The sequence below is a fragment of the Nocardia tenerifensis NBRC 101015 genome, from assembly GCF_000308715.1.
Lineage (GTDB): Bacteria > Actinomycetota > Actinomycetes > Mycobacteriales > Mycobacteriaceae > Nocardia > Nocardia tenerifensis.
In genome coordinates, this window is the sequence record NZ_BAGH01000250.1 from 1 (window position 1) to 10,908 (window position 10,908).

A 10,908-nucleotide genomic window follows, 5' to 3' on the forward strand; every position below is an offset into this window, starting at 1 on the left:
GGCGGCCTGCGGCTCACCGATGCTGCCGTAGTCGTCGTCGGGCAGATGGGTCGCGGCCATGGTCGAGTTCAAACCCGCCACCACCACCCGCAATTCGGGGATCGGGAACAGGGTCCACGGCTGACCGACGTCGAACACGAGATGATCGAGGCCCTGGTACAGCTCGGTGAACAGCCGCGCGTACTGCTCGAGCTTCGGGAAGTACGGCGGCTGCGGCTTGCGGTCGCGCGCTTCACAATTCAGGAAGTAGGCGTGGCAGGCGACCTTGGAGACGTCGTGGTTGCCCGGCACCACGATCAGCCGGTCGGGCTCGAGCCCGAGCAGCACGCGCAGACCGGTCAGGAAGGTGAGCGCCTCGTCGACCTCGCGCGGGCGCCCCGACTCGGTGAGATCGCCGGTCACCACGATCATGTCGGGCTTCGGCACGCCGTTGTCGACCAACTGGGTGACGTTGGCGTAGATGCGGGACTGTAGTTCGCGGGCGGTGCTCGGCTCGTCGGGCGCGAACAGGCCGCGGCCGAAGCGCGGGCCCGCCACGTGCAGCACGCTCACGCCGGACCGGTGCTCGTCGCGGCGCGGACCGCCCGGAAACGCCGGCGCCGCAACGGGAGTGCGCCTGCTGCGCGCGGACTCGACGGGGCCCGCGTTGTCCTCGTCGGCGTAAGGGTCCGCGGCGGGGCCGAGTTCGTTCGGGAATCGGGGCGCGTGCTCCGGCTTTCCCCGGCCCGCGAGTAGATGGCGCACCCGTTCGAACAGGATGCGCCGCGCCTGCTCGTCGGTCGGCACGTCCACCAGGTCGATATAGGTGAGGGTGGCGAGCAGGCCCTCCAGCGCGCAGTCCGCGACGCGGATCGGCAGCAGTTTGCCGGGGTCGGTGCGGAACGCGGCCTGCCACTCCATTGTCCCGTAACGGGATTGGAGATAGTTGTCGGAGAGCACCGCGAGCACCACGGCGGAGTCGCGCACGCCGCGATCCATGAAGTCGATGAAGTTGGTGCCCGGCACGAAATCCCAGGCCTGGATCAGGGTGCTGTAACCGGAACTCTCCAACTGCCAGGCGAGCCAGGTCGCCCACCGCTCGTCGGCCGGGGAGTAGCTGATGAAGAAGTCCCGCGCCCGCCCACCCTGCTGTGTCACCCACCCAGTATGTCTAATGCGCGCTGACCGGTCGCGGTCCGTACGTGCGAACCCATGACCAATAGCATGGCTATCGTGCGCGAACAGGTCGACTCCTCCGAGCGGAACTCCCCGTCGAGCGCCGAGGCGGCGGACCAACGCCCCCGCTGGGGCTTGAGCGTGCTGGACTTCGTCCGGCTCGGGCTGCTGCTCGCCGGGGTGTTGTGCGTGCTCACCGGGCTGTTGCCCAGGGACGAGGCCGCCGACAACATGCGCCGCATCGGCCCGCTGCTGCTGTTCCTCGGCAGCGTGATCGTGCTGGCCGAGCTCACTAGGCAGGCCAAGGTGTTCGACGTGATCGCGCATCGGCTCGCCATTCTCGGGCGCGGCCACTATCCGGCGCTGTTCGTGCTGTGCGTGTTGTTCGCGTCGTCGACCACCATGCTGTTGAACCTCGACACGACCGCCGTGCTCATCACGCCCGTCATGCTCGCGTTGGCCGTCCCCGCGCGGATCCCGCCGCTGCCGCTGGCGATGACCACCGTCTGGCTCGCCAATACGGCCAGCCTGCTGCTGCCGGTCTCCAACCTCACCAATCTGCTCGCCGCCGACCGGGTCGCGCTGACGGCGACCGGGTTCGCCGCCAAAATGTGGCTGCCCCAGCTCGTTTCGCTGGCGGCGACGATGCTGTTCCTGTGGCTGTGGTACTGGCGGCGCGGCCGCCGCGACGCCGACCGCTACCTCCCACCGGCGCCGATCCGCCCGGCGAACGCGAAAGAGCGTGTGCTGCTGTACATCACGGCGGCCGCCTGCCTGCTGTTCATCCTCGCCATCCCGTTCGTCGGCAACCGCATCGGCATCGCCGCGACCATCGCCGCCGCCATCGCGGTGCTCGCCTTCGCCGTCTTCGACCGCGCGTCGCTGCGCTTCTCGCTGATCCCTTGGCGCCTATTAGTTTTTGTCGTCGGGCTCTTCCTGGTGGTGCCGACGCTCGGACGCCTCGGCCTCTCCGATCTGATGCACACGTTGATCGGGTCCGACTCCGGTGCGGCGGGCGCCTTCCGGGCGGCCGGTGCGGGCGCCACGCTGTCGAACATCGCCAACAATCTCCCCGCCTACACCGCAGGCGAGGCCGTGGTGCCGCCCGAGAACCACAACCAACTCCTCGCGCTGCTCATCGGCACCAATATCGGCCCGATCGTCACGCCGTGGGCCTCGCTGGCGACGCTGCTCTGCCTGGAGTTCTGCCGCACCCACGGCGTGCGCGTGCCGATGCTCCGCTTCGTTCTCACCGGGCTCGGTTTGGCCGTCGCGGGCACTACAGGCGCGGTCGCGGCACTGCTCGTCTTCGGGTAGCGGCGGTTTCGTACGGCTCACGGGTCCGCCCACGCCATCCCGAGCATGTCGCCGGGTGCTCTTCGTCGACCCGAACGAGCCAGACCTGCGTCAGCCGGGTAAGCCGGTGACTGTCACCGACGCCGCCGACTTCACCAGCAGCGTGAGGTCGGACATCATCTCGGCGCTGCCTGCGATGAAATCCACTTCCCCGGAGGGCAATTCGAGCCGCTCGTCGAGGGGCGCGCCGTGGAAGTCGGTGAGGTGCATGCCGGCCTCCCTGGCCAACAGCGCACCGGCGGGCAAATCGACCATCCCGGCTCGGTAGCCGACGAAGCCGTCGATGTCGCCGTTGCTCAACATGACCCAGCACAGCAGCGGCGACCAGAGTTGAATCAGCCTGCGGGAGGCCGACTCCAGGGTCAGCCGCAGGGCGCGGGCGGTGGGGTCGGCGCGGGTGACCGGATAGCCCTGCAACCACGCCAGGACCGGTGCCGCGGCCGCGGGGCGATGCGCCGGATGCCACACCGGCCCCTTCGGGCCGTGCGCGCCGCGACCGCGCACGGCGGTCCAGGTGCGGTCGGCGATCGGCTCGTGCACCACGCCGAGCACCGGTGTTCCGTGGTGGCACAGCGCGATACCGACCGTGCACACCGGCAGGCCGATGGCGATGTTGTTGGTGCCGTCGAGCGGGTCGATCACCCAGCACCACGCGTCGTCGGCGTTGTCGAGGACACCGGACTCCTCGGCGAGGACGCGGTGCGCGGGGAAGGCCCGGCGGACGTGGCGCAGGATGATCTCCTCGGCGCGCAGGTCCAAATCCGTGACCACGTCACCGGACTCGTCCTTCGCGCTGACCGTCGCGGCCAGTAGGCCGGAGCGGATCGCGTGCCCCGCCTCGACTGCGGCCGCGACGGCGACGCTCGCCGCGAGGTCGAGCACGGTGTCGGGGAGTACCTGGTTCATCACGTCGCCCGCTCGCATCGGTTCTCCAGTTGCTTCGGCAGGGGTTGGTCCCGCAGGTGGGCGAGCACGGTGTGTGCCGCGCGCCGAGATTCGGTGGGGCCGCACAAGGTTCGACGCACCCAGTGGTCGGCGGTGACCGGCGTGCCGAGTGAGAGGTCCGGGCGGCCGCGATTGTCCTCGCCGAGCACCACGGTCGCCGCCTCGCCGCGCACGTCGGACACGTGAAAGGCGCCGTGCGGCAAGGTGTAGACCTCGCCCGCGTGGAAGTCCTCGCGGGAGCGGGTCCGGTAGGCGACCAGTCGCTGCGTGGCGCGCACCAGATCGCCGTCGGCGGCGCTGTGGATCTCGAACAGACGGTGCGTGGGACGCGCCGGGGCGCCGAGGATTTCGACGATCTCGTTGCCGACGGTGCCGTAGAGAACGGTGCTGAGCAGGTCCCAGCTGTGCGCGTGCACCGAGGACGTGGTCGGCTCGGCGCGCACCCCCTCGGTCCACACGTGCACGCAGATGCCGAGGCCGTCGCCGCGCCACGCCGGAAAACACAGGAAGCCCAACGGATGTCGGACCGCGGTCAGGTCGGAGCTACCGTCCGCGACGCCGGTGAGGACGTCGCGGGCCCACTCGCGCACCGCGGCTCCGGTGGCGTCGGAGCCGATCATGGCGCGCAGGCGGGCATATTCGTTCACTAATACGGGTTCCTCGGTTGCAGCGCGCGACGCACGATGTCGGCGACGTCGCGATCGGTGAACGCGGCGGGCAGATCCAGTGACAGCGTCTGGAAGAGGCCGCGGACCTGGTCGACGGTCGGCTCGTCGGACAGCGGCGACTCCTCGCTGCGGCTCAACGGAACCTGACGGGTCTGCTTGAAGCTGGCGACGAGTTCGCGGTTGAAATCACGGTAGTACGGCTTGTCCCGCTCGAACATCAGCGCCGGGGTGTTCGGATTGTCCTGGGTGACAATGACACAGCTGGACGAGAGGTCCCAGCGGAAAGTCGTCATCACCGTCGACAGGCCGACGTCGATGGTCAGGAACGTGAACCGCTGGCGATACCAGCAGGCCGCCAGCACGGTCGCGAACGCCTCCTTGCGGGTGCGCTCGGTGGTCCACAGCTCGCCGGTGCGGTCGGCCTCGGGCGAGAGCGACGAACGGAACTGGGCGTAGGTCTTGCACAGCGCCTCGTCGGTCGGATCGAGGATCTCCAATTGCACACGCAGCGGCCGTTGTTCGCGCCGCGCGTTCTCCACGCACTCGCGCAGCGTCACCGCCCGGATGTAGGTTCCGGTGCCGCCCTTGAAGATCCACTGCTCGGTGCCGCGCCTGGCGAGGGTGTGCGCGTGGCCGATCTCGGGCCCGTACAGCAGCTGCACCGAGGTCGCGTCGCGCATCGCCTTGGCCGAGATGTGCCGGTCGCGCAGCAGCGTCGTCGCGAGCAACGCGAGTACGAGCAGCACCGCGGCGTTCACGTTGTCCACGCTGATCACGTCGAGAACCGCGAGCAAGCCGACCACCACGGCGAGCACCAACGCGACGACGCCGTCGACGTTGTTGCGCAACCAGATCAGCAACCGCGCCATGCGGCCCTCCCCTCTGTCCCCCCAAGGATAGAGGCAGCGAATCGGCCGGGCCGGTGGTTCAGCCCACATCCCGGCCGCTTGACCTCGAGTGTGGTTGAGGAACCAGGATGGAATCCGGTCGCCGAGCTTCGGCGACAGCAGGCCCGGATGCCTCGGCATCACGCTTCCGCCGGTTCCCGTACACCCCCGGCGGGAGCGCAAGGGCCGCGCAAAGAGACAGCCGCACACCCATGGCGATCAAAAGGTGTGCGGCTGTGCGGAACTCAGGGGGTGGTGGGTTCCCACTCGTAAACAGTGACGGCCGAGGAGCCCGTGGTGTGCACCGGATCAGCGAACGCGAGTTCCTTTGCGGCGTCGAGGTTTTCGGCGGCGATGAAGTACGCGCCCCCGGTGCCGTCGGTGAAGCGGGCGCTCTCCACCAGCTGACCCCGATCGCTCAGCTGCTTCAGGAAATCCTTGTGCGGCTGGAGCACCGCGGGGTCGAAGCGCGGGGTGCGCATCGCCAGCACGAGGTACTTCTTCACGCCTCGGACTCCGGGCGCGGCGCGCGGGTGGCGGCCGCGGCGGCGCGCACCTGCGGCGCGACCAGCACGACCTGGCCGAGCACGCCGTTCACGAACGACGGCGAGTCGTCGGTGGACAGCTCCTTGGCCAGCTCCACCGCCTCGTCCACCGCGACGACCGGCGGAACGTCGTTGGCGTGGAACAACTCCCACACCGCGATCCGCAGGATGGCACGGTCGACGGCGGGCAGCCGGGACAGTTCCCAGTCCTTGAGGTAGGACTCGATGGTGCCGTCCACCCGGTCGAGATCGTCGGCGACGCCCTCCACCAGCGTGTGGGTGTAGGCGTGCACCGGCGCGACCGCCTGGTCGCGGGCGGCCAGCTCGGACCGCTCGTCGAGCAGGTCGGCCGGGTCGACGTCGCGGGCCTCGGCCTCGAAGAGCAGATCGACCGCCCGGCGGCGGGCCTTGTGCCGCGTGCCGAGCTTCTTGAACGATTTCTTGTCCACCGGCTGTTCAGCCACGGTCACCATTATCCCGGCCGGTGTCGATCACGCGTTGACGCGGCCGAGGTAGCTGCCGTCGCGCGAGTCGATGCGCAGCTTGTCACCGGTGTTGATGAACAGCGGGACCTGCACCTCGGCGCCGGTCTCCAGGGTGGCGGGCTTGGTGCCGCCGGTGGAGCGGTCGCCCTGCAGGCCGATGTCGGTGTGCTTGACCTCGAGCTCGACCGAGACCGGCAGTTCGACGTACAGCGGCGCGCCCTCGTGCGTGGCGACCTGCACGGACATGTTCTCCAGCAGGAAACGCGCGCCGGGGCCGATGGTGGCCTCTTCGATGGAGATCTGGTCGTAGGTGTCGCCGTCCATGAAGACGTAGTCCGAGCCGTCGTGGTACAGGTAGGTCATGTCACGACGGTCGACCGTCGCGGTCTCCACCTTGACGCCCGCGTTGAAGGTCTTGTCGACCACCTTGCCGGACAGCACGTTCTTCAGCTTGGTCCGCACGAAGGCGGGACCCTTGCCCGGCTTGACGTGCTGGAATTCGACGATCTGCTGGAGCTGGCCGTCGATCTTCAGCACAAGGCCGTTCTTGAAGTCGCTGGTGTCCGCCACTGTCCTCGGATCTCCTAGTTCGTAAACACTGTGGTTCGACCGGCGTCACTCGACGACGGTCAGGTCTTTGCTGGTGTTGGTGAGCAGCTCGGGGCCCCCTTCGCGCACCACGAGCGTGTCCTCGATCCGGACCCCGCCGCGGCCGGGAAAGTACACACCGGGTTCGACGGTCACCGCCACGCCAGCAAGTAGTGTACCGGTTGCGTTCTTGGCGATGCTCGGCGCTTCGTGGATCTGCAGGCCGACGCCGTGTCCGAGGCCGTGCACGAACAGCTTGCCGTGGCCGGCCGCCTCGATCACCGAGCGCGAGGCCGCGTCCACCGCGTCGGCCTTGACGCCGGGGCGCAGCGCCTCCCGGCCCGCCCGCTGCGCGGCCTCCACCAGCGCGTACACCTCGCGGTGCCAGTCGTCGGCCCGGCCGAGCACGAAGGTGCGGGTCATGTCGGAGTGGTAGCCGCCGACCGTCGCGCCGAAGTCGAGCTTGACGAAGTCGCCGGTCGCGAGCACCGCGTCGGTCGGCCGGTGATGCGGCACAGCCGAATTCACACCGGTGGCCACGATGGTCTCGAAGGACACCGCGTCGGCGCCGTGCTCGAACATGGCCCACTCGAGGTCCCGGGCGACCTGGCGTTCGGTGCGGCCCGGCCGCAGCCCGCCGCGTTCGAGCAGGGTGGCGAGTCCGGCGTCGGCCGCCGCGCAGGCCGCGCGGAGCCGGCCCACCTCATAGGCGTCCTTGACCATGCGCAGCTGCTCGACCAGGCCCGGGGTGGCGACGAGTTCCAGGCCGGTGCGCTGCTCGACGAAGCCGCGGTGCTGCTCGACGGTGACGATGTGGCTCTCGTACCCGACGCGGCCGAGCTGCCACTCCCCCGCGAGCTCGATGATCCGGGGCGCGGTGGCCTTCGCGATCTCGGCGCGCAGGTCGGGGACCTGCTCGGCGACCTGGGTCAGGTACCGGCCGTCGGTGCCGATCACCGTGCGCTCCTCGGCATTGCGCGTGTCCCAGGAGTGCACCAGCAGCGCCGCGTTGGATCCGGTGAATCCGGTGAGATAGCGCAGGTTCACCAGGTCGGTGACCAATAGGGCGTCGACCCCGTTCTCCACCAGCAGACTGCGCAATGCGCCACGCCGCGCGGCGTAGTCGGGTGCATGGCCCACGTGATCAGCACACATGGTTCAAAGCTACCGCCGACACGCCGGATAGCCGCATGCAACACGTGTACGGGCTGTCGCGGGCGCGCCGCGCTGGTGTCGGTGATCTTTGCCCGCATCGCGGAATGCCGTTGGCGCTGACGGTTTTCCGTACCGGACGGGACGTGGAGATCGGTTGTTCACATGTCGAAATGCTGTCCACATTCGTGCGGAGGGGGCTTGTCGTTCGGCAGGAACGGACGAGAGTTGACGGCATGCCGATCGTTGCCTTCGCCGCCCTCCTCGCGTGGTGTGTTGTGTTGAGCGTCATCGATTTTCGGTGGCGGCGGCTACCGAATCCGCTGACCGCGGCAGGTGCCGCCGCGGTCTTCGGCTACGCGTTGTGCACAGGTCGATGCACAGCCGCGCTGCTCGGCGCCGCGCTGCTCGCCGTGCCGTATCTCCTGGTGCACCTGATGCTGCCCAGGTCGTTCGGCGCCGGAGACGTGAAGCTCGCCGTCGGGTTGGGCGCGGCGGCGGCGCTCGGCGGGGGCCAGGTCTGGGTCCGGGCCGCGCTGGCCGCGCCACTGTGCACCGCGCTCGCCGCGCTCGTCCTGCTGGGCCTGTGTCGAATCCGCGCTCCCGCCGACGGGGTTCGGTCCGACCACCGAACCGCGATACCGCACGGACCCGCCATGTGCCTGGCGACGGTGTGCGCGCTGGCCACGGCGCGCGTCGGATGAGCGGCGCGGCGCGCGTGCGCGCGGACGCCCGAGACCGCGTGCGGGAGCGGAGGCGTCGACATGGGAAGATGGACGGCGTGTTGCGCTGGATAACTGCCGGAGAATCCCACGGTCCCGCTCTCGTCGCCATCCTCGAGGGGATGGTGGCCGGTGTCGAGGTCACGTCCGACGAGATCTCCGCGCAGTTGGCGCGCCGCAGGCTCGGGTACGGCCGCGGCGCCAGGATGAAGTTCGAGGCCGACAAGGTGACCGTCGTCGGCGGCGTCCGGCACGGCCGCACCATGGGCGGCCCGGTCGCCATCGAGATCGCCAACTCCGAGTGGCCCAAGTGGACGACGGTCATGTCCGCCGACCCGGTCGACCCGGAGGAGCTCGCCGAGCTGGCCCGCAACGCCCCGCTCACCCGTCCCCGCCCCGGGCACGCCGACTACTCCGGCATGCTCAAGTACGACTTCGACGACGCGCGCAACGTGCTCGAGCGCGCCAGCGCCAGGGAGACCGCGGCCCGCGTCGCGGCGGGCACGGTGGCGCGCAACTTCCTGCGGCAGGCGTTCGGCGTCGAGGTGATCTCGCACGTCGTGTCCATCGGCACCGCGCAGAACACCACCGGTGTCGTGCCCGCGGCCGGCGACCTCGCCGCGATCGACGAGAGCCCGGTGCGCTCGTTCGACAAGGAGGCCGAGGCCGCGATGATCGCCGAGATCGAGGCGGCCAAGAAGGACGGCGACACCCTCGGCGGCGTCGTCGAGGTGGTCATCGAGGGTCTCCCGGTCGGCCTTGGCTCGTTCACCAGCGGCGAGAACCGCCTCGACTCCCGGATCGCGGCCGCGCTCATGGGCATTCAGGCCATCAAGGGCGTCGAGATCGGCGACGGTTTCGAGACCGCGCGCCGCCGCGGCAGCCAGGCGCACGACGAGATGCGGCCCGGCCGCGACGGCGTGCTGCGCTCCACCAACCGGGCCGGCGGCCTGGAGGGCGGCATGACCAACGGCGAGGCGCTGCGGGTGCGCGCCGCGATGAAGCCGATCTCCACGGTGCCGCGCGCGCTGGCGACCGTCGACATGACCACCGGCGAGGAGGCCGTCGCCATCCACCAGCGTTCGGACGTGTGTGCCGTGCCCGCCGCGGGCGTGGTCGCGGAATCGATGGTCGCGCTGGTCGTGGCGCAGGCCGCGCTGGAGAAGTTCGGCGGCGACTCGCTCGGCGAGACCCTGGAGAACATCACCAGCTATGTGAAGCGGATCAGCGCCCGACCGCACAACGCGACCGCTGACCCAAGCACGCCGTGATCGTGCAGACCGATCCGCGCGCGCCGCGCGTGGTGCTGGTCGGACCGCCGGGCGCGGGGAAAACGACGATCGGCCGCAAGCTCGCGAAGGAACTCGGCGTCGAGCTGTACGACACCGACGCGGGCATCGAGCGGGAGACCGGTCGCACCATTCCGGAGATCTTCGCCACCGACGGTGAGCCGGAGTTCCGCCGGATCGAGGAGCGGGTGGTCCGCCGCGCCATCCTCGCCGAGCGCGGCGTCGTCTCGCTCGGCGGCGGCGCGGTGCTGTCCAAGGACACCCGGGCGCTGCTGCGCAACCGCACCGTCGTCTACCTGGAGATCAGTGTGGGCGAAGGACTTCGGCGCACCGGGGCGAGCACCAGCCGCCCCCTGCTCAACGGCGCGGACCCGGCCGCCAAGTATCGCGAGCTGATGCGCAAGCGCCGCCCGCTCTATCGCGAGGTCGCCACCGTCCGGGTGCGCACCGACGGTCGCAGCCCCGGCCGCGTGGTGAAGATGGTGCTCGCGAAGCTCGGCTTCGAACCGGCCGTCACCGACACCGACACCGACGGCACCGAGACCACGCCGCTGGTCGAGACCACAGCGTCGCCCGAGAATTCGGCGACCGCGCCGGAGGACACCGGAAAACCCCAGGGCAGCAGTCGTTCTCGGGCTCGTCGCCGAGCGCGCGCACGCGCCGCCGCCCGCCGAGCCGCAGCCGCAGCGGCGGGAGACTCGGCGGAGGCATCCGAAGCGCCGGTACCCACCGGTAAGTCCGCCGCGAACGCGGCAGGCCGCAGCTGGCGAACGCGCCGAGCCGGAGCCAAGGGCGAGTCCGCGGTGCCGAACGGATCGGCGGCCGGGCACCCCGAAATCCCGTCCACGCCCGAGAGCAAGAACTCGACCGGCCGGAGCTGGCGCGGCCGCCGCTCGTCCAGGCCGGTCGAGCCCGCCGCGTCAGCGGACACGGCAGGCACGACCGGCACTACAGGCATGACTGGCACGGAGCACCCGACCGAAACGGCGAGCACGACCGACCAGACCAGCACGGCGAGCACGACCGGCACGACTCGCGCGACCGGCGCGGCTGACACGGCGGACACGACCGGCGCGACTGGCACGACTCATGCGACCGGCACGGCGGACACCGCTG

Annotated in this window: 11 protein-coding genes and 1 pseudogene; 4 read left to right on the forward strand and 8 right to left on the reverse strand. The window is 70.0% G+C overall.

Translation table 11 applies throughout. The features are described 5' to 3' along the window. Positions 1–1,137, reverse strand: a 1,137-nt coding sequence (locus ON39_RS19735) for a TIR domain-containing protein (protein ID WP_040736444.1), incomplete at its 3' end; no start/stop codon positions are given. Between the two features lie 54 nt (positions 1,138–1,191). Here ON39_RS19735 and ON39_RS19740 point away from each other — a divergent pair. Then, complete coding sequence (locus ON39_RS19740) at positions 1,192–2,472, forward strand: ArsB/NhaD family transporter (protein ID WP_246003151.1); 1,281 nt, start codon at positions 1,192–1,194, stop codon at positions 2,470–2,472. A gap of 90 nt (positions 2,473–2,562) precedes the next feature. Here ON39_RS19740 and ON39_RS19745 read toward each other — a convergent pair whose 3' ends face one another. The 7 genes from ON39_RS19745 to ON39_RS19775 form a co-directional block, all read right to left on the reverse strand. Beyond that, on the reverse strand, positions 2,563–3,435 hold the full coding sequence (locus ON39_RS19745) for an inositol monophosphatase family protein (protein WP_246003150.1): 873 nt from the start codon (positions 3,433–3,435) through the stop codon (positions 2,563–2,565). Further along, a complete protein-coding gene (locus tag ON39_RS19750) occupies positions 3,417–4,103 on the reverse strand; it encodes a hypothetical protein (protein ID WP_051186821.1) in 687 nt (228 codons plus the stop codon). Before ON39_RS19750 ends, ON39_RS19745 begins: the two co-directional genes overlap by 19 nt. Continuing rightward, positions 4,103–4,993 (reverse strand): hypothetical protein, encoded by an 891-nt coding sequence (locus tag ON39_RS19755; RefSeq protein WP_040736446.1) that lies wholly within the window; start codon positions 4,991–4,993, stop codon positions 4,103–4,105. Before ON39_RS19755 ends, ON39_RS19750 begins: the two co-directional genes overlap by 1 nt. 263 nt (positions 4,994–5,256) lie before the next feature. Beyond that, the gene (locus ON39_RS19760) at positions 5,257–5,517 is read right to left on the reverse strand and encodes a YciI family protein (RefSeq protein ID WP_040736447.1); all 261 of its coding nucleotides are present in this window, start codon (positions 5,515–5,517) and stop codon (positions 5,257–5,259) included. Beyond that, the gene (gene nusB / locus ON39_RS19765; protein WP_040736457.1) at positions 5,514–6,020 is read right to left on the reverse strand and encodes a transcription antitermination factor NusB; all 507 of its coding nucleotides are present in this window, start codon (positions 6,018–6,020) and stop codon (positions 5,514–5,516) included. Before nusB ends, ON39_RS19760 begins: the two co-directional genes overlap by 4 nt. A gap of 27 nt (positions 6,021–6,047) precedes the next feature. Next, on the reverse strand, positions 6,048–6,611 hold the full coding sequence (efp, locus tag ON39_RS19770; RefSeq protein ID WP_040736448.1) for an elongation factor P: 564 nt from the start codon (positions 6,609–6,611) through the stop codon (positions 6,048–6,050). Between the two features lie 45 nt (positions 6,612–6,656). Continuing rightward, positions 6,657–7,784: a M24 family metallopeptidase gene (locus tag ON39_RS19775; protein WP_040736449.1), complete on the reverse strand. Its 1,128-nt coding sequence runs from the start codon at positions 7,782–7,784 to the stop codon at positions 6,657–6,659. Between the two features lie 233 nt (positions 7,785–8,017). On the opposite strand from ON39_RS19775, the gene ON39_RS19780 reads away from it, so the two are divergent. The 3 genes and pseudogenes from ON39_RS19780 to ON39_RS50700 form a co-directional block, all read left to right on the forward strand. Continuing rightward, the gene (locus tag ON39_RS19780; RefSeq protein ID WP_040736450.1) at positions 8,018–8,485 is read left to right on the forward strand and encodes a prepilin peptidase; all 468 of its coding nucleotides are present in this window, start codon (positions 8,018–8,020) and stop codon (positions 8,483–8,485) included. A 77-nt stretch (positions 8,486–8,562) separates the two neighbouring features. Then, positions 8,563–9,774 (forward strand): chorismate synthase, encoded by a 1,212-nt coding sequence (aroC, locus tag ON39_RS19785; RefSeq protein WP_040736459.1) that lies wholly within the window; start codon positions 8,563–8,565, stop codon positions 9,772–9,774. Then, positions 9,771–10,505 (forward strand): annotated as a pseudogene (locus tag ON39_RS50700) (shikimate kinase); the annotation flags it as partial. The gene aroC and the pseudogene ON39_RS50700, both read left to right, overlap by 4 nt. Between the last annotated feature and the right edge of the window lie 403 nt (positions 10,506–10,908).

Bases quoted from the DNA above. Each gene is read 5' to 3' on its own strand.
- ON39_RS19775 (WP_040736449.1), bottom strand. From the start codon at position 7,784: ATGTGTGCTGATCACGTGGGCCATGCACCCGACTACGCCGCGCGGCGT.
- ON39_RS19780 (WP_040736450.1), top strand. From the start codon at position 8,018: ATGCCGATCGTTGCCTTCGCCGCCCTCCTCGCGTGGTGTGTTGTGTTG.
- ON39_RS19740 (WP_246003151.1), top strand. From the start codon at position 1,192: ATGACCAATAGCATGGCTATCGTGCGCGAACAGGTCGACTCCTCCGAG.
- ON39_RS19745 (WP_246003150.1), bottom strand. From the start codon at position 3,435: ATGCGAGCGGGCGACGTGATGAACCAGGTACTCCCCGACACCGTGCTC.
- ON39_RS19755 (WP_040736446.1), bottom strand. From the start codon at position 4,993: ATGGCGCGGTTGCTGATCTGGTTGCGCAACAACGTCGACGGCGTCGTC.